This is a genomic window from Streptomyces sp. S.PB5, assembly GCF_030403745.1.
Lineage (GTDB): Bacteria > Actinomycetota > Actinomycetes > Streptomycetales > Streptomycetaceae > Streptomyces.
The window spans coordinates 22,682-44,540 of the sequence record NZ_JAQMWP010000020.1; the positions used below are offsets into that span (position 1 = coordinate 22,682).

The 21,859-nt window shown below is 72.7% G+C and carries 23 protein-coding genes and 1 pseudogene; 10 read left to right on the plus strand and 14 right to left on the minus strand.

Annotation, left to right across the window (positions count from 1 at the left end; all coding sequences use genetic code 11):
* Positions 1-16 precede the first annotated feature (16 nt).
* From PH203_RS39170 to PH203_RS39185, 4 genes are all read left to right on the plus strand, one after another.
* Positions 17-523, plus strand: coding sequence for a flavodoxin domain-containing protein (locus PH203_RS39170; RefSeq protein ID WP_289926587.1), 507 nt, complete (start codon positions 17-19; stop codon positions 521-523).
* 60 nt (positions 524-583) lie between these two features.
* Positions 584-1,561, plus strand: coding sequence for a hypothetical protein (locus PH203_RS39175; protein WP_289926589.1), 978 nt, complete (start codon positions 584-586; stop codon positions 1,559-1,561).
* Positions 1,558-2,133 carry a hypothetical protein gene (locus tag PH203_RS39180; protein WP_289926590.1) on the plus strand — a complete coding sequence of 192 codons (576 nt, stop codon included), beginning with the start codon at positions 1,558-1,560 and terminating at the stop codon, positions 2,131-2,133. Before PH203_RS39175 ends, PH203_RS39180 begins: the two co-directional genes overlap by 4 nt.
* Before the next feature lie 137 nt (positions 2,134-2,270).
* Positions 2,271-2,693, plus strand: coding sequence for an Hsp20/alpha crystallin family protein (locus tag PH203_RS39185; protein ID WP_289926591.1), 423 nt, complete (start codon positions 2,271-2,273; stop codon positions 2,691-2,693).
* 71 nt (positions 2,694-2,764) lie between these two features.
* Here PH203_RS39185 and hypE read toward each other — a convergent pair whose 3' ends face one another.
* From hypE to PH203_RS39230, 9 genes are all read right to left on the minus strand, one after another.
* Positions 2,765-3,799 (minus strand): hydrogenase expression/formation protein HypE, encoded by a 1,035-nt coding sequence (gene hypE, locus PH203_RS39190; protein ID WP_289926592.1) that lies wholly within the window; start codon positions 3,797-3,799, stop codon positions 2,765-2,767.
* On the minus strand, positions 3,796-4,905 hold the full coding sequence (gene hypD, locus PH203_RS39195; RefSeq protein ID WP_289926593.1) for a hydrogenase formation protein HypD: 1,110 nt from the start codon (positions 4,903-4,905) through the stop codon (positions 3,796-3,798). Before hypD ends, hypE begins: the two co-directional genes overlap by 4 nt.
* Positions 4,902-5,522, minus strand: a complete 621-nt coding sequence (locus tag PH203_RS39200; protein WP_289926594.1) for a CBS domain-containing protein — start codon at positions 5,520-5,522, stop codon at positions 4,902-4,904. The genes hypD and PH203_RS39200 overlap by 4 nt, the downstream gene beginning before the upstream one ends.
* Positions 5,515-6,876 carry a Ni/Fe hydrogenase subunit alpha gene (locus tag PH203_RS39205; RefSeq protein ID WP_289926595.1) on the minus strand — a complete coding sequence of 454 codons (1,362 nt, stop codon included), beginning with the start codon at positions 6,874-6,876 and terminating at the stop codon, positions 5,515-5,517. The genes PH203_RS39200 and PH203_RS39205 overlap by 8 nt, the downstream gene beginning before the upstream one ends.
* Positions 6,873-7,625: an oxidoreductase gene (locus PH203_RS39210; RefSeq protein WP_289926596.1), complete on the minus strand. Its 753-nt coding sequence runs from the start codon at positions 7,623-7,625 to the stop codon at positions 6,873-6,875. The genes PH203_RS39205 and PH203_RS39210 overlap by 4 nt, the downstream gene beginning before the upstream one ends.
* A gap of 1 nt (position 7,626) precedes the next feature.
* A complete protein-coding gene (locus tag PH203_RS39215; RefSeq protein WP_289926597.1) occupies positions 7,627-8,433 on the minus strand; it encodes an FAD/NAD(P)-binding protein in 807 nt (268 codons plus the stop codon).
* Entirely contained in the window at positions 8,430-8,894 is a 465-nt protein-coding gene (locus tag PH203_RS39220) for a cyclic nucleotide-binding domain-containing protein (RefSeq protein ID WP_289926598.1), read from the minus strand. The genes PH203_RS39215 and PH203_RS39220 overlap by 4 nt, the downstream gene beginning before the upstream one ends.
* Positions 8,891-10,027: a 4Fe-4S dicluster domain-containing protein gene (locus PH203_RS39225; protein ID WP_289926600.1), complete on the minus strand. Its 1,137-nt coding sequence runs from the start codon at positions 10,025-10,027 to the stop codon at positions 8,891-8,893. Before PH203_RS39225 ends, PH203_RS39220 begins: the two co-directional genes overlap by 4 nt.
* Positions 10,028-10,194: 167 nt before the next feature.
* Positions 10,195-10,791 carry a DUF308 domain-containing protein gene (locus tag PH203_RS39230; RefSeq protein WP_289926601.1) on the minus strand — a complete coding sequence of 199 codons (597 nt, stop codon included), beginning with the start codon at positions 10,789-10,791 and terminating at the stop codon, positions 10,195-10,197.
* Between the two features lie 131 nt (positions 10,792-10,922).
* Here PH203_RS39230 and PH203_RS39235 point away from each other — a divergent pair, with 131 nt between their 5' ends.
* Positions 10,923-12,104 (plus strand): histidine kinase, encoded by a 1,182-nt coding sequence (locus PH203_RS39235; protein WP_289926603.1) that lies wholly within the window; start codon positions 10,923-10,925, stop codon positions 12,102-12,104.
* Positions 12,101-12,763, plus strand: a complete 663-nt coding sequence (locus PH203_RS39240) for a response regulator transcription factor (RefSeq protein WP_289926604.1) — start codon at positions 12,101-12,103, stop codon at positions 12,761-12,763. The genes PH203_RS39235 and PH203_RS39240 overlap by 4 nt, the downstream gene beginning before the upstream one ends.
* Here PH203_RS39240 and PH203_RS39245 read toward each other — a convergent pair.
* From PH203_RS39245 to PH203_RS39260, 4 genes are all read right to left on the minus strand, one after another.
* Entirely contained in the window at positions 12,754-13,026 is a 273-nt protein-coding gene (locus tag PH203_RS39245) for a HypC/HybG/HupF family hydrogenase formation chaperone (RefSeq protein ID WP_289926605.1), read from the minus strand. The two genes, PH203_RS39240 and PH203_RS39245, sit on opposite strands and share 10 nt — an antisense overlap.
* 5 nt (positions 13,027-13,031) lie before the next feature.
* Positions 13,032-15,323 (minus strand): carbamoyltransferase HypF, encoded by a 2,292-nt coding sequence (gene hypF, locus PH203_RS39250; RefSeq protein ID WP_289926606.1) that lies wholly within the window; start codon positions 15,321-15,323, stop codon positions 13,032-13,034.
* Positions 15,320-15,793, minus strand: coding sequence for a hydrogenase maturation protease (locus PH203_RS39255; protein ID WP_289926607.1), 474 nt, complete (start codon positions 15,791-15,793; stop codon positions 15,320-15,322). The genes hypF and PH203_RS39255 overlap by 4 nt, the downstream gene beginning before the upstream one ends.
* A gap of 73 nt (positions 15,794-15,866) precedes the next feature.
* A complete protein-coding gene (locus tag PH203_RS39260; protein ID WP_289926609.1) occupies positions 15,867-16,685 on the minus strand; it encodes a universal stress protein in 819 nt (272 codons plus the stop codon).
* Between the two features lie 163 nt (positions 16,686-16,848).
* Here PH203_RS39260 and PH203_RS39265 point away from each other — a divergent pair, with 163 nt between their 5' ends.
* Together PH203_RS39265 and ppdK are read left to right on the plus strand one after the other, a co-directional pair.
* Complete coding sequence (locus PH203_RS39265; protein ID WP_289926610.1) at positions 16,849-17,748, plus strand: universal stress protein; 900 nt, start codon at positions 16,849-16,851, stop codon at positions 17,746-17,748.
* Between the two features lie 14 nt (positions 17,749-17,762).
* Entirely contained in the window at positions 17,763-20,432 is a 2,670-nt protein-coding gene (ppdK, locus tag PH203_RS39270) for a pyruvate, phosphate dikinase (protein ID WP_289926612.1), read from the plus strand.
* Between the two features lie 34 nt (positions 20,433-20,466).
* Here the strand turns inward: ppdK and PH203_RS39275 are convergent, their stop codons facing one another.
* Positions 20,467-20,898, minus strand: coding sequence for a hypothetical protein (locus PH203_RS39275; protein ID WP_289926614.1), 432 nt, complete (start codon positions 20,896-20,898; stop codon positions 20,467-20,469).
* A 214-nt stretch (positions 20,899-21,112) separates the two neighbouring features.
* Here PH203_RS39275 and PH203_RS49785 point away from each other — a divergent pair.
* Together PH203_RS49785 and PH203_RS39285 are read left to right on the plus strand one after the other, a co-directional pair.
* Positions 21,113-21,280: pseudogene (locus tag PH203_RS49785) on the plus strand (SulP family inorganic anion transporter); the annotation flags it as partial.
* Between the two features lie 148 nt (positions 21,281-21,428).
* Positions 21,429-21,851, plus strand: a complete 423-nt coding sequence (locus PH203_RS39285) for an ATP-binding protein (RefSeq protein WP_289926828.1) — start codon at positions 21,429-21,431, stop codon at positions 21,849-21,851.
* Positions 21,852-21,859 lie beyond the last annotated feature (8 nt).

The window sequence follows — 21,859 nt, forward strand, 5'->3', positions numbered from 1 at the left end:
AAGGAGGCGAACCGTCATGACCGGCAAGGTCCTGGTCGCGTACGGGACGACGAACGGATCGACCGCGCGGATCGCCGAGGCCGTGGCCGCGGTGCTGCGCAAGGAGGGCGTCACCGCCGAGGCGCTGCCCGCCGGCGCCGTCGCCCGTGTCACGCCGTACGACGCCGTCGTGCTCGGCGGCGCACTGTACGCCGGACGCTGGCACAAGGACGCCCGCCGCTTCGTCCGCCGGCACGGAGACGAACTCGCCCGGCTGCCGCTGTGGCTGTTCAGCAGCGGCCCGCTCGACGCCTCGGCCTCCGAACGGGACATCCCGCCGGTGCCCGGTGTGAAGAAGGCCGTCACCCGGCTCGACGCCCGCGAACACGTCACCTTCGGCGGCTGTCTGGAGGACGGCGCGAAGGGCTGGGTCGCGGGGATGATCCTGCGCAACGGCAAAGGGGGTGACTTCCGGGACTTCGGCCGGATCGAGGACTGGGCACGGCACATCGCCGACGAACTCGTGGCGGGGGAGCAGGACTGACCGCCCCGGCCAGCCCGGGAAGGACCCGCGGGCCGGGAACGCACGAAGGGTGGACGCATCATGTCCCTGACCTACGAGAGCCCCGGCCGCGCGGCTCTGCACCTGGCCCGCGCCGCCTCCCTGGCGCCCTCGCCGCACAACAGCCAGCCGTGGTCCTTCGTCGAGGAGGGCCACGACCACGCCTTCGAGGTGCACCTGGACGCGGGGCGGCGGCTGATCCTGACCGACCCGGGCGGCCGGGAGGCGCACATCGCCTGCGGGGCGGCCCTGTTCAACGTGCGACTCGCCGTACGACGACTCGGTTTCCGCCCCGCCGTCGACCTGCTGCCCGAGCCCGGCCGTCCCGGCTACCTGGCCCACGTCGGCTACGCGGAACACCTCCCCGCAGACCCCGAGGAGGCACTCCTGGCCCGGGCCATGCCCCACCGGCACACCCACCGCGGCCACTTCGGCCCGGACCCGGTACCGGCCCCGCTCCTCGACGAGCTGCGTGAGCAGGCCCTGACGGAGGGAGCCGTCCTCCAGGTCGTCGACGAACCGGAGAACCTCCGACTGCTGACCCACCTCGTGCGCACGGCCGAGGCCATCCATCGCGCGGACCCCGGCCATCGTGCCGAGCTGAGGCGCTACGTGGGACCACAGGGGATACCGCCCCGGATCTGCCCGCGTCACCCCGACGGCACGCTCCTCGCCGGCCGCGACTACCTCGGCCTGTCCTGGTGCCACATCCGCCGACCGCAGCGATGGTCCCCGCGCACGGGCACGGTGGCCGTGCTCTCCAGCCGGTACGACACCCGCGAGGAGTGGCTGCGCTCGGGCCAGGCACTCCAGCGTGTCCTGCTGCACGCGGCCGCCCAGGACGTCATGGCGGCCTTCCACACCCAGCCCCTCGAACTGCCCGCGCCCCGGGCCGAGCTGCGCGCACATCTCACCGGCGGTCTGTTCCCGCAGGTGGTGCTGCGCCTGGGCCGTACGACCGAGCTGTGGCACACGCCGCGGCGGCCGCCCACCGAGGTCCTGGACCGGTGGCGGCCATGACCGGGCCCCGGCGCCTGGGGTGGCGTTTCAGACGCAGCCCGCTCCGGCGGCCCAGCTACCTCGTGGAGGCCTGGCTGCTGATCGCGACCTGGACGCTGGCGGTGGTGGCGGCCGTCGTCACGGGCACCCTGACCGCCCGTGCCATCGAGCAGAACATCAACGGCCTGCGGGCCGAGCGGCATGCCGTGTCCGCCGTGCTCACCGAGGACGCCGAACTGTCACCGTCCGCCGCCGAGGGCTCCGACGGGGGCCGGGCCTGGGCCACCGTGCGCTGGACCGGTCAGGACGGCAGAGTCCGCACCGGAGTGGCCCGGGTCGAACCAGGTACCAAGGCAGGCAGCCCGACCCGGATCTGGCTGGACACCGAGGGCCGACTCGTGCCCGCACCCGCCACCCCCGACCAGGCCGAGCTTCACGGCACCGCGCTGGGCACGGTGGCCGCCGTGGGCGCGGGTTCGGCCGTGCTGCTCGCCGGCTGGAGCGGCTGCGCCCGTCTGGACCGGCGGCGACTGGCGCAGTGGGACAAGGAATGGGCCGACTTCGACCCCCGGTGGGGCCACCGGACCGGCTGACGGTCCGGCAGGCGCCGCGCCCGGCACGCCAGGGCCCGACCGGCCCGGCGCCGGGACCGAACGGCACTCGGCACCACCGTCCCGCGGGAGCAGGCTGGAGACGGAAGGTGAAGGAAGGGCTGCCGAAGGAGGGCGACATGACGGGCATGATCGAGCGGCTGCCGGGCTGGCCGACGCTGCCCGACCTGTTCGGTTGGGTCGAGTCCGGCTTCCCCGGGACACACGGAGTCCCGGGGCTGCACCACATACGGGTCGAGGAGCACCTCACGGACGGCACATACGTGCTGCGGGCCGAGCTTCCCGGCATCGACCCCGACAAGGACATCGAGATCACCGTGGCGGAGGGCGTGCTGACCCTGCGCGCCGAGCGGAGTGAGGAGACCAAGGAGAAGTACCGCACGGAGTTCCGCTACGGCACCTTCGCCCGCTCCGTCCGGCTGCCCGCCGGCGCGAAGGGCGACGAGGCGAGCGCCGACTACAAGGACGGCGTCCTGACCATCACGGTCCCGCTGCCCGAGGCGAAGGCGGGAACGACGACCATCAAGGTGCGCCAGGGCTGAACAGGGCTCCGCTGTGACGCGTCCGCTGCCCGGATGGGAGGGCCGGGCGGCGGACGTACGCGTACCGGCGGTCAGCAGATCCGGGGCAGCAGTTCCCCGAGCGGCATGTCCACGATCCGCCGGGCCCCCACCAGCGTCCGCAGTGTCACCCGCCCCTGCGGGCCGTCGGGCAGCACCTCACCGATGCGCACCGCGGCCGTCCCCTCCTCGACCGACCGCATCGCGGCCAGCGCCTCCTCGGCCGCGTCGGCGGCGACGAAGGCGACCAGACAGCCCTCGTTGGCGACGACCAGCGGGTCCAGGCCGAGCAGATCACAGGCCGAGGCGACCGCCTCGGGCACGGGCACGGCGCTCTCCTCGATCTCCACGGCGACGGAGGAGTCGCGGGCGATCTCGTTGAGTGCGGCCGCGAGCCCGCCCCGGGTCGGATCGCGCAGGACGTGCACATCGGCGCCGACGGGCACCAGGGCACGCACCAGCCGGTGCAGCGGCCGGGTGTCGGAGGCGATGTCGCTCTCGAAGCCGAGACCCTCACGGGTGCTCAGCACGGTCGTGCCGTGCAGCCCGATCGGCCCGGACAGCAGCACCGCGTCACCGGGCCGGGCCAGGGCCGCGGAGGGATGCAGCGAGCCGTGCCGCTGTCCCACGCCGGTGGTGTTGACGAAGAGCCGGTCGGCCGCGCCCCGGCCCACGACCTTGGTGTCCCCGGTCACCACGGGCACCCCCGCGGACTGCGCCGCCTTCCCCAACGAGTCCAGGACGGCGCGGAGTTCGGCCAGCGGCAGCCCCTCTTCCACGATGAGGGAGACGGACAGCGCGAGCGGCCAGGCGCCCCGCATGGCGAGGTCGTTGACCGTGCCGTGGACGGCGAGGGACCCGATGTCCCCGCCGGGGAAGAACAGCGGGCTGACGACGAAGCTGTCGGTGCTCATCACCAGCTCCCGGTGACCGGGCAGCAGCGCGGCGTCCTCCATCGGTCCCGGGGCGCCGTCGAGGGCGGGCAGGACCAGCCGGTCGAGCAGCTCGGCGGTGAGGCGGCCGCCGGCACCGTGGCCCAGCAGCACGACCTCGTCCTCGTGGTTCGGGGCGGGGCATCGGACGTTCATGGCGTGCTCCTCACGCGAGTGGGGGTGCGTCCGGCCGCGTGGAAGGCGGCACAGGTGCCCTCGGACGACACCATGGGCGCGCCGAGCGGATGACGTGGGGTGCAACGGGTGCCGTACGCCGCGCAGTCGGTGGGCAGCCTCGCCCCGGTCAGAATGGACCCGGCGATGCACTCGGGGTCCTCCACAGGACACAGCCCGCCCACGTCGAAGCGCCGGGCGGCATCGAACTCCCGGTACTTCTCGGCGAGTTCGAGTCCGCTGGCGGGCAGCGCCCCGATCCCGCGCCAGGCCCGGTCGGTGACCTGGAACACCTCGCGGACGGTGTCCTGCGCCTCGGTGTTCCCGGACCGGCACACGGCCCGTACGTACTGGTTCTCCACCTCGGCCCGGCCGGACTCCAGCTGCCGTACGGCCATCAGGATGCCCTCCAGCAGGTCCAGCGGCTCGAACCCGGTCACCACGATCGGCACCCGGTACCGGGCAGCGATCGGTTCGTACTCCCGCCAGCCCATCACCGCGCACACATGCCCGGCCGCCAGGAACGCCTGCACCTCGCAGTCCGGATCCTCCAGCAGCGCGGTCATCGCCGGGGGCACGAGCACATGGCTGACCAGCAGGGAGAAGTTGGTCAGCCCCAGACGGGCCGCGAGCAGGACCGCTGTCGCGTTGGCCGGCGCGGTCGTCTCGAAGCCGACCGCGAGGAACACGACCTGCTTCTCGGGGTGCCGGGCTGCCAGACGGACGGCGTCCACGGGGGCGTACACCACCCGTACGTCGGCGCCACGCGCCCGCAGCGACAGCAGGTCGGTGTCGGTGCCCGGCACCCGCAGCATGTCGCCGAAGCTGGTGAGGATCACCCCGGGCCGGGCGGCGACGGCCATGGCCCGGTCCAGGGTCTCCAGCGGGGTCACACAGACCGGGCAGCCCGGGCCGTGGATCATCCGCATCCCGGCGGGCAGCAGCTCGTCGATGCCCTGGCGGACCAGGGTGTGGGTCTGGCCGCCGCACACCTCCATGATCCGCCAGTCGCGCGTGGCGGTCTCCCGCAGTTCCGCCAGCAGACGCCGGGCGAGCACGGGGTCGCGGTACTCGTCGAGGTACTTCATCGGTGCGTGAGGTCGAGCCGGACGTCGACGACGCCCTCCACCGAGTGGACGGCGCGGGCCACGACGGGCAGATAGGCGCGTTCGGCGGCGGAGCCGGTCAGTGTGGCGACACCGTCGTGGACGGTCACCGCGAGCGGTGAGGTCACCGGCATCCGCTCCAGCACCGTCTGCCGTATCTCGGCGGCGATCTCCTCGTCCGGCCGCAGGAACACCTTCAGCAGATCGCTGCGGCTCACCACTCCCTGCAGGAGACCGACGCCGTCCACCACGGGCAGCCGCTTGACATGGCGGCGGGCCATGATGCGGGCGGCCTCGGCGACCGAGGCGTCGGCGTGCACGGTCACCGCCGGGGCGCTCATCAGCTCGCCCGCGGTCACCGCGCCCGCCTTGGCGCGCTCCTCGAACTCGCCCGCGTCGCTGTCGCGGAACTCCTCCTTGGCCAGCAGATCGGCCTCGGAGACCACCCCGACGACCCGCCCCTCGCCGGCCAGCACCGGCACGGCGCTGACCTTCCACTGGTCGAGCAGCTCGACGATCTCCTTGAAGGGCGCCTCGCTGCCGACGGCGACGACGGTGTGCGTCATCACATCGCTCACGGTGTACGGGGATTCAGACATCACAGCCTCCCGAGGTGGCTCCCGACGTACGGACGACCGTCAGGTCGAGGAAGTGGGTGGAGCACGAGATGCACGGGTCGTGGTTGCGGATCGCCCGCTCGCACAGCGCCGTCAACTCGGCGTCGTCCGGGTCGCGTTCGCGGATCGCCCGCTGTGCCAGACGCCGCAGGTCGTCCTCGATCGCGGCCTGGTTCTGCGCGGTGGGCGGCACCATGCGCGCGTCGGCGACCAGGCCGTCGGCGTCGAGTTCGTAGCGGTGGTACAGCACTCCGCGGGGTGCCTCGGTGGCGCCGTGCCCGACGCCCGCGACCGGCGGCACCTCCGTGTACGGGCGGGCCGGAGGCTCGTACGCCTCGATGATCCGCAGCGCCTCGCCGACGGCGTACACCGTCTCCACCGCCCGCACCAGGATCGACCGGAACGGATTGCGGCACACCGCGCCCGTCCGCGGATCGCCCAGGCCGGCCTCCGTGGCCGCCTGCAGCGCAACGGGCGACAGCTTCGCCCCGCTGATCGCGAACCGCGCGAGGGAGCCGGTGAGGTGCAGCCGTCCGTCGAGCCGGGAGTGCAGTGCGGTGGAGTGCGGTACGTGCGTCTCGGCCACGTGCGCGGTGAAGTCCCGCACCGGGAAGGACATGCCGGTCCCGTCGGCACGCAGCACGGTCGGGACACCGCCTTCGATGGCGTACGTGTCCGGCTCGGCCAGCGCCAGCAGGTCGGCCTCGACCCGCGCGTCCGGGAACTCGAAGCCCGCGACCCACCGCACGGTGTCCCACGCGTCGTCGAGTGCCTGCTTCAACTCCTCATGGAGCCGCCGGAGTTCGTCACGCGAGGGGACCCGGTGGAAGCCTCCCAGGCGGACGTTCACGGGGTGCACGGCCCGCCCGCCGAGCAGTTCCATCAGCGAGTTGCCCGCCTTCTTCAGCCGCAGTCCGCGTTCCACCTCCGTCCGGTGGGTGCGCGCCAGCTCGATCGCGCTCGCCCGGCCCAGGAAGTCCGGGGCGTGCAGCAGATAGATGTGCAGGGCCTGGCTCTCGATCCACTCGCCGCAGTACAGCAGCCGGCGCAGCGCACGGATCACCGGATCGACGCTCACCCCGCAGGCGTCCTCGATCGCAGCGCAGGCGCTCATCTGGTACGCCACCGGGCAGATCCCGCACACCCGGGCCGTGATGTCCGGCGGTTCGGTGTGGGAGCGGCCGCGCAGGAACGCCTCGAAGAAGCGCGGCGGCTCATAGATCTCCAGCCGCGCCTCGGTGACCGTGCCGTCGTGGACGTGCAGGCGCAGCGCGCCCTCGCCCTCGACCCGGGACAGCGAGCCGACGTGCAGCACACGGGATCCACGGTGCGTCACTTGTCCAACTCCTCTGCGAAGGCCTGAGCGTTGAAGGTGTGCAGGAACCGCTCCACCGCGTCCTCGTCGAGGCCGTCGCGGCGCAGCAGCGGGATCAGCGCGGGCAGGTTCACCGACCCGGACGGGCCGAAGCAGCCGAAGCAGCCACGGTGGTACGCCGGGCACAGCGCCCCGCACCCGGCGTGGGTGACCGGGCCGAGACAGGGGGTGCCGTGGGCGACGGTGACACAGACCGTGCCGCGCCGCTTGCACTCGAAGCACACGCTGTGGTCGGGGATGTCCGGCTTGCGGCCGGCGAGGAACGCGGTGATCACCTCGATGAGCTGACGCCGGTCGACGGGGCAGCCGCGCAGCTCGAAGTCGACGTCCACATGGGCGGAGACGGGTGTGGAGGTGGCGAGCGTCGAGATGTACTCGGGGTGGGCGTAGACCACACGCCGGTACTCGTCGACGTCGGCGAAGTTCCTCAGGGCCTGGATGCCGCCCGCGGTCGCACACGCCCCGATGGTCACCAGCCGGCGCGAGGCCGCCCGGATCGCACGGACCCGTTCGGCGTCGTGGGCCGTGGTGACCGAACCCTCGACCAGGGACAGGTCGTAGGGGCCGGGCGCCACCGCGCTGGACGCCTCCAGGAAGTGCAAGATGTCCACCTCGCCCGCCAGTGCCAGGAGTTCGTCCTCGCAGTCCAGCAGGGTGAGCTGGCAGCCGTCGCAGGAGGCCAGTTTGAACACGGCGAGGGTGGGTGCCATCTCACAACTCCCTTACCGACAGAAGGGGTTCGGCCTGGGCCCAGGTCACGACGGGACCCGTCCGGCACAGCAGCAGGGGGCCGAGCTGGCAGTGTCCGCAGTGGCCCGTCGCGCAGCGCATGTTCCGCTCCAGCGAGACCCGGATGCGCTCGCGTGGGACACCGCGATCGGCGAGTTCGCGGGCGGTGGCCCGGATCATCGGCTCGGGCCCGCACACGAACGCCCACGTGTCGTCCGGCTCGAACAGTGCCCGCCCCAGCAGTTGGGTGACCACGCCGACGTCCCCGCGCCAGCCCGGTCCGGGCTGGTCGACCGTCACTCCGGTGAACGCCGTGGCCCAGCTCTCCACCTCCGCCCGGGCCATCAGATCACCCGGGGTGCGAGCCCCGACCAGGACGTTGATACGCCGGTACGCCTCCGGCTCGGCCAGCGCGCTCAGCACGAGCGGCCGCAGCGGTGCGAGACCGATGCCGCCCGCCACGATCAGCACGTCACTGCCGCGCGCCCGCTGGAGTTCCCAGGTGTTGCCGTACGGGCCACGGAGGCCGACGACATCGCCGACCCGGCTGGCGCACAGCCCGTCGGAGACGGCACCCACCGAGCGGATCGTGTGCGCGAGGCCGCCCGTGGTCTGGACGGAACTCACCGAGACGGGGATCTCGCCCCGGCCGAAGCAGTGCACCATCGCGAACTGTCCGGGAGCGAAGTCGGGCAGCGCCGCGCCGACCGGCTCCAGCCGCAAGGTGACCGTGTCCGCGGTCTCCGTCCGGCGGGCGACCACGCGATGGGGGACCGGCACGGTGGTCATCGCGCTTCCTTCGTCTCGTAGATCCCGTACAGGTCGACGAGCCGGGCGCGGGCCGCGTTGAGGCGGTGTGCCAGCACCCGGCCGACCCAGTGCTCGATCGCGCGCCCGAACTCGGCGTCGTCCTGACACATCAGCCGCACGGCCACCGCGTCGAACTCATAGGCCCCCATCGGGATCACGGTCTCGGCACCGAACTGCCAGACGTGCGGCTCGTACAGCCAGGACCAGCCGACGAGATCACCGCTGCCGAGCGTCTCGACGACCGGTGCCTGGTGGCCGGGCACATGCAGGTCGAGGGCCGCGGTGCCGTCCCGGACGATCCAGAAGCGGTCGGCGCGGCCGCCCTCCTCGAACATCCGGGCGCCCTGCGGGAAGCGCACCTCGCGGGCCACCCGCAGCAGCCGCTCACGGTGTTCGGCGGGCAGGGCGTGGTTCAGGCGCAGTGCGATCGAGGGGGTCATCGCTCCGTCTCCGTTCCGGGGGCCCGGTGTTCGGCGTCCAGCGCGGCGACTTCCTCCGTGATGTCGATGCCGGCCGGGCACCAGGCGATGCAGCGACCGCAGCCGACGCAGCCGGAGGTGCCGAACTGGTCGTGCCAGGTGGAGAGTTTGTGGGTGAGCCACTGCCGGTAGCGGCTGCGCGCCGAGGAGCGGACCGGGCCACCGTGCAGATACGAGAAGTCCAGGTCGAAGCAGGAGTCCCAGCGCTGCCACCGCTCGGTGTGGTCACCGCTGAGATCGGTGACCTCCTCCGTGGTGACGCAGAAGCAGGTCGGGCAGACCATCGTGCAGTTGCCGCAGGTCAGACAGCGGGCGGCGACGTCGTCCCAGCGTTCGGCGGTCGGGCTCGCACCCATCAGGGCCCGCAGGTCGACGGGAGGCAGGGAGCGCCCCATCCGGTCGCGAGCGGCGTCGACGGCGGCGCGGGCAGCCGCCTCGACCTCCGGATCGGCGGTCCGATGGGGGAGTTGTGCCAGCAGCGCGGCGCCCTCCTCGCTGCCGACCCGCACGAGGAAGCGCCCGTCCCTCTCGGTGAGCGCCAGGTCGTACCCGGCGTCGGCGGCGGGACCACCGCCCGTGGACACGCAGAAGCAGGTCGCCCCGGGCTCGGTGCACTCGGCGGCGATCAGCAGGGCCTTGCCCCGGCGCCTGCCGTAACCGCTGTCCGCGTACCGTCCGCCGGTCAGCACCCGGTCCTGGATCGCGACGGCCCGCAGATCACAGGGCCGCACGCCGAGAAAGGCGTACGACGGCGTCTCGGCGTCCTCCGCGGTGAACGACACGTCCCCCTTCGGGGTACGGTCGGCGCTCCACAGCCGCTCCCGTGACGGGTGCAGGAAGGCCTTCCAGGACTGCGGCCCCGCACTGTGCGCGAAAGCGGCCCCGTCCTCGCGGCGCACCAGCCGGTATCGCCCGGCATCGAGTTCGACACCCCAGCCGAAGGGGAGGGCGTCGGCCGAAGTGAGTTCGGCGAGCACGATCGCACCGTCGCGCACGGTCGGTCCGATCACGGTCCGCCCTTGCGCCACCAGAGCCGTGACCAGCGCATCCAGTCCGTTCCGGTCGAGCACGGCCGGGGCTGCGGTGGCGGTCATGACGGTCCTCCTTGTCCGAGACGGCTCCGTGCTCCTGCACAGCCAGGTTCATCCAGAGCCCGACATCAGGGGCAGGGGCCGACCGGCCCTGATGGGGAGCCGAGGGGTCCTTCGGACGTCGAAAGCCACCGCGCCTTCGGGAGAGGCGGTGGCTCCGACAGCGGTGGTCAGCGCCGTTCGCGTCGGATGCGGATGCTGAGCGCGGTGACGGAGACGAGGTACCAGAAGGCGCCGAAGGCCGAGTATCCGGCGACGGAGGACAGGCCGCTCGTCTCCGAGGCGGACATGACGGCGAAGGAGGAGCCGGCGAAGACGGACAGCCCGCCGCTGATGACCATGGGCCACTGTGCGCCTACGGTGCGCCGGCGCCGGATCGCCACGACGAGCTGGATCGCTCCGGAGAGGAGTGCCCAGATGCCGAACACGAGCAGGGCCGCCCCGATGGTGGAGAAGACGGCGATGATCATCGCGGCGGCGGTGGCGAGGCCGAGAGCCATGTTGGCGGCAGCGCTGCGGTCCGTGGCGCCGGTGCCTGCCAGGCGACCTTCGAGGTACGTGGCGATGACGTCCCACAGGGGGTAGACGACGAGCAGCGCGGCCGCGATCACCGTGGGCCCGTCCGCCGACACGAGCGAGGCGGAGGTCGTGACGACGAGTGCCACCCAGATCAGGGAGAAGGTGACTCGGATCAGATGGAGCGATCGGAGTCCGGAGGACGTCGGCGTGGTCGTTGTCGTGCTCGAAGTCATGGTGGTCTGAGTCATCGGGTGTCCCGTTCGGTGATGCGTGGTGGTGTGAGACGGTCGCCTCGATGAGGAGTCTCAGCGGCCTCGGGCGGGGCCGCGTACTTCGAACGAAGTACATGGCCGCAGCGAACGGGAACGAGAATGAGGCCATGGTCAAGGCGCACAGAGATCAGGACGGGCCTGTGGCACCCCTGTGGGTCCGCCGCCCCGAGGCGCTGCACCTCGTCGCCTACGCGGCGGCCGCGCTGGTGTTCACCGGTCAGATCGTCGCAGCGATCCTGAGAGGGGCGGACTGGCCGACGGCCCTCTCCGTGCTCCTCGCCGGCGGCGGTGTCGCCCTCTCATGGTGGCGGCCGTGGACAGGACTGGTCGTGGCGAGCGCGGCGTCCTTCGCCGTCACAGCGGTGGGCCACGATCCTCTGTCGGTGTGGATGATGGCGGTGCTCGTGCTGTTCTCGGTCACCCTCAGGGGAAAGCAGCCGTTGGCCGGAACCGGCATAGTGGCGGCCTTCTTCCTCGGGGCGTTCATGACGGTGGGAGGCTTCCGCGGCGGCGCCGTCGTGGGAGCCGCCGCACTCTTCTCGGCCATGGCCGGAGGTGCGACAGGGGCAGCGCTGCGCATCCATCGGGAGCACTGGCGCACTCTGGAGGAACGGGCCGAGAGTGCCATCGCCACCCGCGAGATCGAAGCCACCCGACGGGTGACCGAGGAACGACTCCGTATCGCCCGGGACCTCCACGACGTCATCGGCCACCAGGTCGCGATGCTGAGCCTGCATCTCGGTGCCGCGGAGATCGGGCTGCCCGAAGACGCCGAGTCCTCCCGGCAGGCCCTTGTCTCGGCCAGGTCCAGCGCCCGCACCGTCGTCGTCGAAACGCAACGCATCCTCGCGCTCCTCCGCCTCGGAGACGACAGCTCCGGCGACGAGGCGCTCCGTCCGACCCCGTCACTCAGTGGCCTGGAGGGCCTTGTCGCCTCGTTCGAAAGCATCGGCCTCGACATCCGGCCCTCGATCGACATCCCCGCCGGTTTCGTGGAGCCCAGCGTCGGCGTGACGGTCTACCGCGTCGTCCAGGAAGCACTCACGAATGCCTACCGGCATGGAGAGGGGACGGCAACGGTGGATGTGCGCGAGCGTGACGGCAGGATCTGCCTCACCGTGGAGAACCGCGTCGGTCACTCCCTGCGCGGCTCCGACTCGGGCAGCGGACTCGGGCTCGTGGGGATGCGCGAACGCGTCGAGTCCTCCAACGGGCGGCTGACGATCGACAGTGATGACGGGCGATTCCGGGTCCGTGCAGAGTTCAGCCCGCTGGGAGCCGCCGTATGACGACACGGATTCTGATCGTCGACGACCAGGACGAGATCAGGGCGGGCATCAAGGCGATGCTCCGGCTCGACCCGAGTCTCGTGGTGGCGGGGGATCTCTCCGACGGACTCCAGGCCGTGCCCTTCCTCCGGGAGCACCCCGTCGACCTGGTCCTGATGGATATCCGGATGCCCGGCATCGACGGCGTCGAGGCCACCCGCCGGATCCGCAAGGAGCACCCGCCCGAAAAGATGCGGGTGATCGTGCTGACCACCTTCGACCAGGACGACATCGTTCTCGCCGCTCTTCGCGCGGGCGCCAACGGTTTCCTGAGCAAGACCGTGAGCCCCGCTGAACTCGTCGCCGGAATCACCGAGGTCGTCGGCGGTGGCGGTGCGCTGTCGGCCGCCGCGACGGCCGCGCTCATCGGTCACATGACCGACAGTCCGCCTCCGGTGATCGACCAGGAACTGCTGCGCCGCTTCGATGCTCTGACACCCAGGGAACGGGACGTGGTCGTTCTCGTCGCGAGCGGTCTCGGCAACGACGAGATCGCGGCCCAGATGTCCGTGTCGCCGTTCACCGTGAAGACGCATGCGGTGCGGGCCATGACGAAGGTCGGCGCACGTGATCGGGCGCAGCTCGTCTCGTTCACCTTCCGGGCCGGCCTCTACCCCTGAGCCTGCCGAGCGGATCCTGCGTTCAGCTCCGCCTCGACGACACCGGCCATCGCCCGCAGCACCTCGAGCGTCCGCCGGGCCTCTTCCTCGTCGACCTGACTGATGGCGAACCCGACATGCACGATGACGTACGACCCGACCTCCGCCTCAGGAGTGCAACTCAGGCACACCTCACGCCGCACACCTCCGAAGTCGACCGTCGCCATCCGCAGTCCGGCGTCGTCGTGCATCTCCACGACCCGCCCCGGAATCCCCAGGCACATCCGCCTCACCTCTCCCCGGCCAGCCGCGCCGCCGCGACCGCCGCCTGCCCGTAGCTGATGCCGCCGTCCCCGACCGGTACCTGACCGCCGACCAGCACCCGCAGTCCCTGCGCGTGCAGCCGGCGCTTCACCTCGGTCAGCAGCCGCCGGTTCACGAAGCAGCCGCCGCCCAGGCACACCGTGCGCGGCGCGCCCTCGGCCACGGCCCGTGCGACGAGCTCCGCGGTCACGTTCGCGAGCGTGAGATGGAAGGCCGCCGCGAGCCCGGCGGCGGGCTCCCCGTCGAGCCGCCGTTCCAGTAGTGCCGCCAGCGTCGGCGCCGGGTCGTACACCCACAGGCCCTGCGCCCGTACGACACGGTGGGCGAGAGGCACCGCGTGCTCGTCGCCCGCCAGCGCTTCGAGCAGGACGGCAGCCTCACCCTCGTAACTGGCCCGGTCGCACAGGCCGAGGAGGGCGGCCACCGTGTCGAAGAGCCGTCCGGCGCTGGATGCCCGGGGACAGTTGACGTTCCGGGCGATCATGGCGCTCACGGTGGCGCGTTCGGCCGGGTCGAGCCGGTCGGTGAAGGGCCGGGTGAGCCAGGGGTAGGGGCGCGGGAAGCCGAGTGTCTCGCCGCCGAGCAGATGACCGAGGGCGGTGCGGGACGGATGGCGTACCGCTGCGTCGCCGCCGGGCAGGGGCGCGGTCGCGAACCTGCCCACGCGCCGGTAGCCGGACAGGTCGGCGACGAGGATCTCGCCGCCCCACAACGTCCCGTCGTCGCCCAGGCCCAGTCCGTCGTAGGCGACGCCGAGGAAACGGCCGCGCACACCGTGCTCGGCGGCGCAGGCGGCCACGTGCGCGTGGTGGTGCTGCACCGGGATCCGGCGCAGCGGCTGCGCCTGGGCCCACTGCGTGGAGAGATATCCGGGATGCAGGTCGTGGGCGAGGACCGCGGGTTCGATACCGGTGAGCCGCCTGAGGTGGTCGTACGACGCCACGAACGCGTCGTAGGCCGGAAGGTCGGACAGGTCTCCCGTGTGCGGCCCGAGGTGGGCCCGGCCGTCGGCGGCCAGGGTGACGGTGTGCTTCAGCTGGGCGCCGACCCCCGCGACCGGCTCCCGCACGCACAGGGGCAGCGGGGCCGGGGCCAGCCCGCGGGCCCGTCGGACGGTGACACGGGTACGGCCGGTGATCTGTACGACGGAGTCGTCGTACCGGGACCGGATCGGCCGGTTGTGGGTGAGGAACCCGTCGGCGACCGCGGCGAGGGCATGGGCCGCCTCGGTGTCGTCGACGGCGATGGGCTCGTCGCTGAGGTTGCCGCTGGTGACCACGAGCGGCCGGTCCAGCTCGTCGAGGAGGAGATGGTGCAGGCCGGTGGTGGGCAGGAACAGCCCGACCCGCGTCAGGCCGGGATGCACCTCGGGCGCGAGCGGAGCCGGCGTGCCGTGCCGTCGCAGCCGGGCGAGCAGCACCACGGGCCGCTCCGGGGCGGAAAGGACCTCGCGTTCGGTGGCGCCGACACGTGCCAGCCGGGCCGCGGCGTCGAGATCCCGGACCATGACGGCGAACGGTTTCACCGGACGCCGCTTGCGCCGCCGCAGCCGTGCCACGGCCGCGGGGTCGCGCGCGTCGCAGACCAGTTGATAGCCGCCGAGCCCCTTCAACGCGACGATCCCGCCCTCGTCGACGGTCTTGACCGCGGCCCGCAGCGCGTCCTCGCCCCGTAGCTCCTGCCACGCCAGCCGCGGCCCGCAGTCGGGACAGGCGACGGGTTCGGCGTGGAAGCGCCGGTCGCCGGGGTCGGCGTACTCGGCGGCGCAGCGCTCGCACAGCGGGAAGCGGCGCATGGTGGTGCGGATCCGGTCGTAGGGGAGGTCCTCGATGATCGTGGCGCGCGGCCCGCAGTCGGTGCAGTTGATGAAGGGGTAGCGGTACCGGCGATCCCGTGGGTCACGGAGCTCGTGCAGACAGGCGGCACAGATCGCGGCGTCGGGCGGGATCTCGCGCGGCCCCGTCCCCGTCGGGCCGGCGGCGCTGAGCCGGACCTCGAAACCGTGGCCGTACGCCGGCGGCCGCGCGTCGCCCGTCATACGGACCCGGCGCACCCGGGCGAGGGCCGGCGCGTCGGTGTGCAGCCGGGTGGCGAACTCCTCGATCGCCCGGGGCGGTCCGGCGACCTCGCCCTCGACATGGCCGTTGACGTTGGCCACCCAGCCGTCCAGGCCGAGCGCCGATGCCGTGCGGTAGACGAACGGCCGGAAGCCGACGCCCTGCACGATGCCCTCCACATGGAAGCGGCGCGCGGTCATGCCGGCCTCCCCGCGATCTCGGCCTCGACGGCCGCCACCAGGGGTGCCACGGCGTCCGCGACGGCGGGGGAGAGGCCGGTGCCGAGCGCGCTGTCGGCGCCCTCCACGGCGTAGACCACCAGGTGGTCCGGCAACAGGTCCAGCACCCGGGCCAGTTCGACGGCCTCGCCGAGACCCAGCCCGTGCGAGCTGGTGGCCGAGGACCGGCCGAGGAGCCCGGCGTCGAGTTCGAGACGGTGCACACGGCCGGGGGTGCCCGGGTGGGCGTGGGCCGCGTCCACCACCACGGCGAGCCGGGCACCCGCCCACAGGCCGATCAGCCGTCCCGGGTCGCCGTCGCAGGTGGCGAGCTCGGCCTCGGGAGGCAGCGGCCGCTCACGCAGCCGGTCCAGCACGGCCCAGCCCACGCCGTCGTCGCGCCGGAACTCGTTCCCGACGCCGATCACGGCGATACGACCGCGGCTCTTCATGACTCCTAAGGTGAGTCGCGGCCCCCGGTGGCACCCAGGGGCCGAAGGACCCCATCCACAGGGCCGACCGGTGCTACGCCGGTACGACCGCCACCGGGCACTGGGCGTGCCGCAGCAGCGCGAGCGCCGTGGCGCCCTGTCCGGTCACCACCAGATCGGCGTTGCCGGACGCATGGGCCAGCGCCTCGGCCGGGGCGAGCAGCCGGACGTCCTGAAGGACCTCGACGTCGGGGTACTTGCCGAGCCAGGGCCGCAGCGCGTCGGACAGCGCCTGCACCTCGTCGTCCTCCCAGGTGGCGCGGTCCTCCTCGAGCACCGGGAAGGGGGAGCGGGCCGCCTGCGCGGGAAACGTCCAGCAGTGCACCGCGTGCAGGCGCACGCCGTGCAGCCGGGCCGCCTCGAACGCGAAGCCGATCGGACCGTCGGCCGGATCACGGGCATCGATCCCCAGCACCACGCCGTCGGCGCGCCCCGGCTGCCAGCGCCCTGCGAAGGTACCGGGCACCAGCACCACCGGGCGGGCGCACCCGGCCGCCAGAGCCGCGGCGGTCGAACCCACGGCGACCCCGGCGTGACCGCCCTCGCCGCGCAGGCCGAGCACGAGCAGCTCCGCCTGCTCGGCCCATGCCCGCAGAACGGCGGCGGAAGAGCCGCTCAGGGTGACGCCCCGGACGGCCAGCACCCGGTGGCGACCGGTGAGTTCGGAGACCGCACGGTCCGCCACCGTCTCCGGCCGGTACGGCCACTGGTCCGCCGGGTCCGGACGGCTCGACGGCGGGACATGGACCACCCGCAGGGGCAGTCCGCGCAGCAGTGCCTCGCGTGCGGCCCAGTCGGCCGCGGCACGACTGCGGGCCGACCGGTCGACGCCGGCGATGATCACTCGTTCCATGACGCACTGCCTTCCGTACGTGGAACCCCCACCCTGGCCGGTTGCCCCGTGGGACGCGCAGGGGCCGAACGGCCCCGGCCCGAGACCTGGCGGCCCATACCGGCAGGCAGCGCCCGGCGGGACGCTGGTCCCAGGAGCAGACCGACCGTGGGAGGTGCGCACCATGCTTCACCCCGTCATCGCCGGAGTCGACGGATCGGACGAGAGCCTCGCCGCCGCCGAGTGGGCCGCCCGCGAGGCGGTCCGCCGTGAGCGGCCCCTGCATCTGGTGCACGTCTGGAACTGGCATCCTCGCCAGGACGGCGAGTCGGCCGGCGCCGCCCAGCGGCACCTGGCCCGGCGTGCTCTGCGGCAGGCCGAGGACCGCATCCGCCGCGCCTGCCCGAACGTCGTCGTCGACGACGAGCAGGTCGAAGGCCCCGCGACCGCGGCCCTGCTGAGGATGGCGGACCGGGCCGATGTACTGGTCCTGGGCTCGCGCGGCCTCAGCGGCTTCACCGGGTTCCTGGTCGGGTCGGTCGCCCTGGGCGTGGTGGCGCGTGCGGAACGCCCGGTCGTCCTGGTCCGGGCGGGTGAGAAGGCCGCCGACGAACATCTGCCGGCCGACGACGGCAGCGAGTCCACCCGCACCGGCTACCGCGACGTGGTGCTCGGCCTCGACCTGGGCGACCCCTGCGACGAGGTGATCGAGTTCGCCTTCGAGGCGGCCCGCACGCGCCGCGCCCGCCTCAGGGCCGTCCACGCCTGGCAGTCACCGTCCCCGCTCACCCTCGGCCCCGGCGAGATCGGACTCGTCGAGGAACCGCAGCGCGCGCAGGAGTGGCTGGGCTTCATGACCGCCGTCCTGCAGGTGTGGCGCGACAAGTACCCCGGCGTCGAGGTCGTCGAGACGGTGACCGAGGGCCGCCCGCAGTCCGTGCTGGTCCGCGCGGCCTCCGGCGCCGGCCTCCTCGTCGTCGGGCGCCGTATGACCGACCGGCCCGCCGGTCCGCGCACCGGCCCCGTCGCCCACGCCGCCATCCATCACGTCGGCTGCCCCGTGGCCGTCGTCCCCCATACATGAGAGGCCGAGCCCTGATGAGCACGCCGGTCAAGTACGTGTACACGTTCGCCGAGGGCAGCCGGGACATGGCCGCCCTCCTCGGCGGAAAGGGGGCGGGCCTGGCCGAGATGACCAGGCTCGGCCTGCCCGTCCCGCCGGGATTCACCGTCACCACCGAGGCCTGCAAGGTGTATCTGGCCACGGGCGAGGAACCTCCCGAGCTCGGCGTCGAGGCGGCCCGCGCCCTCGCCGGACTGGAGAGCGCCATGGGCCGCACCCTCGGCGCCCCCGACGACCCGCTGCTGGTGTCCGTGCGCTCGGGCGCCCGTTTCTCCATGCCCGGCATGATGGAGACCATCCTCGACATCGGCCTCAACGACCGGTCCGTCACCGGGCTGGCGAAGGCCTCCGGGCAGGAGCGCTTCGCCTGGGACTCCTACCGGCGGCTCATCCAGATGTTCGGCCGGACCGTGATGGGCGTCGACGCGGACCTGTTCGAGCAGGCCATCGCCGCCCGGCACACGAACGACCAGGACCTCGACGTCGGCGATCTCGCCGGGCTCACCGAGGAGTTCAAGACCATCATCCGCAAGGAGACCGGCGAGGACTTCCCCCAGGACCCCGCCGAACAGCTCTCCCGGGCCATCCGTGCGGTCTTCGACTCCTGGAACACCGAACGCGCCCGCGTCTACCGGCGGCGCGAACACATCCCCGAGGACCTCGGCACCGCCGTCAACGTCCAGGCGATGGTCTTCGGCAACCTCGGCGACGACTCCGGCACCGGGGTCGCCTTCACCCGCGACCCCGCCACCGGCGAACGCGGCAGGTACGGCGACTACCTCCCCGACGCGCAGGGCGAGGACGTGGTCGCGGGCGTGCGCGACGCGCTCCCGCTGAGCGAACTCAGGACCCTGGACCCGCGCGCGTACGTCGAACTCGGCGACCACCTGCACACCCTGGAGGCCCACTACCGCGACCTGTGCGACGTCGAGTTCACCGTCGAACGCGGACGGCTGTGGATCCTGCAGACCCGCGTCGGCAAGCGCACCGCCGAGGCCGCCTTCCGCATCGCCCACGACCTGCGCGGCGACGGCACCATCAGCGCCGACGAGGCCCTGGTCCGCGTCGACGGGACCGAGCTGACCCGCCTGATGTTCCCCCGTTTCGAGGCGGCCTCCTCCGACATCCCCCTCGCCCACGGCGTGCCCGCATCCCCGGGCGCGGCGGTCGGCGCGGTGGTCTTCGACTCCGCCGAGGCCGTGCGACGGGCCGCCGCGGGCGAGAAGACGGTCCTGGTCCGCCGGGAGACCACCCCCGACGACCTCCCCGGCATGATCGCCGCTGAGGCGGTCCTCACCAGCCGGGGCGGCAAGACCAGCCACGCGGCCGTCGTGGCCCGCGGCATGGGCAAGGTGTGCGTGTGCGGCGCCGAGACCCTCACCGTCGACCCGGTCGCCCGCCGCTTCACCACCGAGTCCGGCGTCGTCGTGGAAGAGGGCGAGACCGTCTCCGTCGACGGCACCGCAGGCACCGTGCACCTGGGCGCCCTTCCGCTCACCGCGTCCGACGTCGGCCGCGCACTGGAGACCGCGACGGCCACCGGCCCGGTCACCGAGGCGGTCCTCGGGGTCCTCGCCCACGCCGACTCCGTACGCCGCCTCGAGGTCCGGGCGAACGCCGACACACCCGAGGACGCCGCACGCGCGCGTGCCCTCGGCGCGCAGGGCATCGGCCTGTGCCGAACCGAGCACATGTTCCTCGGCGAACGCCGCGCCCTGGTCGAGGCGATGATCCTGGCCCGCGACGACACCGCACGCGAACAGGCGCTGGCCGCCCTGCTGCCGCTGCAGCGCGAGGACTTCACCGGAATCCTGAAGGCGATGGACGGCCTTCCCGTGACGATCCGTCTCCTCGACCCGCCGCTGCACGAGTTCCTCCCCGACCGCACGGAACTCGCTGTCCGTCTGGCCTCCGCGGTGCACCCGGACCCGCACGACCGTTCGCTCCTCGCGGCCGTCGAGCGCATGCACGAGCAGAACCCGATGCTCGGCCTGCGCGGCGTCCGACTCGGCCTCGCCGTGCCGGGCCTGATGGCCATGCAGGTGCGGGCGGTGGCCGAAGCCGTGACGGCACGTCTGCGTGACGGCGGCAGCCCGCGCGCCGAGATCATGATCCCGCTGGTCGGCACGGCCGAGGAACTGCGTCTGGCCCGGGCGGAGACCGAGCGGGTCCTCACCGAGGTCGCGACCGAGACCGGCACACGGCTCGACCTGCCCATCGGCACGATGATCGAACTGCCGCGCGCCGCCCTCACCGCCGGCCGGATCGCCGAGGCCGCCGACTTCTTCTCCTTCGGCACCAACGACCTCACCCAGACCACCTGGGGCCTGTCCCGCGACGACGCCGAAGCGTCCTTCTTCCCGCTCTACCTGGAGAAGGGTGTCTTCGAGACATCGCCGTTCGAGACGATCGACCAGGAGGGCGTCGGCCGGCTCGTCGAGCTCGCCGTGACGGCCGGCCGCACCGTCAACCCCGGCCTGGAGACCGGAGTCTGCGGTGAACACGGCGGCGACCCGGCATCGATCCACTTCTTCCACCGGGCAGGCCTGGACTACGTCTCCTGCTCACCGTTCCGGATCCCGGCGGCCCGCCTGGAGGCGGGACGGGCGGCCCTGACGGACACGGAGGTCAGCGACTCCCGGTGACGGCGCGGGGGTGCGCCCGACCGGGCGTACCCCCCTACGCGTCCGCGGGCTTGACGGGCGGCAGCAGGTCCGCGGCGAGGCGTTCGACCCGGGACCTGATGTCGTCGCGGATGACCCGCACCTCGTCCACGTCCTTGTCCGCCACGTCCTCCACCGGCCAGTCCTCGTGCCGCTGACCGGGAAGCGGGCCGACCGCGTCCGCCCCGCTGGTGGTCACCACCACGGAACTGCCCCGGACGTCGGAGTCGGTCAGCCGGCGCGGGGTCCGCGCGGCGAGGCCGATGCCGATCTCGGCCATGGCCTGGACGACCACGGGGTTCACCTGCTCGCCCGGCGTCGGACCGCCGGAGCGTACCGTCGCCCGCCCGTCGGCCAGGTCCTCGAACAGGGCCGCCGCGATCTGCGACCGCCCGGCGTTGCGCGCACATACGAAGAGCACGCTGGGCAGGGACTCCTGGTCGGACATCGGCCGGCTCCCGTTCTGTCGTCGCGCTTCCGGCATCCTTCGCGGACGCGGCCTCGTCCTGCACGCTACCGGTGGTCGGTGTCGTACTGGGATGCCGAATTGCAAAAGTTCGCAATTGGTTAGATGCTCTATCCGCTGTGCCCGCAGGTAGCCGCGGGCACAGCCTTACGCGTCTGCCACCGGGGCGGGGCCCCCGGAGGGAAGGGGGGCCGCCATGTCCGTTCCGCTGCACCCGGTACGGGACCTGGCCCAGACACGGCGCGACCCGCGCCGGGACCTGCTGGCCGGCCTGACCGTCGCCGTCGTGGCACTGCCGCTCGCACTGGGCTTCGGCGTCTCCTCCGGACTCGGGGCGGAGGCAGGGCCGGCGACCGCGGTCGTGGCGGAGTACGCGACCACACCCGACGCGATCCGCGGCGCCAGGCACCACCTGGAGCGTGCCGGAGTCCTGTCCGCTCTCCCCGGTTCCGAGACCCGGGCTTCTTCCCATGAGGACTCCGTCCGATGAGAACCCTCGAGGCAAGCGGATGATGGCCGCGCAGTCGGCAGGCCTGCCCCACCGGCATGTCCTCACCATGCCGACCGACCCGTCCGCCGTCCGCACGGCCCGTGAGACCGCCGAACAGGCACTGGTGGAGTGGGGGATCGGGCTGCGCCACCCCGCGGTGGACCCGGCCCTGCTGATCGTCAGCGAGCTGGTCACCAACAGCGTCCGGCACGCCGCCGAGCTCTCTCCGCAGGTCACGGTGATCTACGCGGCGGGTGAGGACTGTCTGGCCATCGCCGTGCACGACCGCCATCCCCGTCTGCCCCGGCTGCACGGACCGTTCGCCGACCCGACGGGCGGACTGGCCACCGTCATGGAGCTCACCCTCGATCTGGGCGGTACCGCGGTTGTCCGCGAGGACTCCGACGGGGCGGGCAAGAGCATCTGGATCACCCTCCCCCTCTGACACCGACC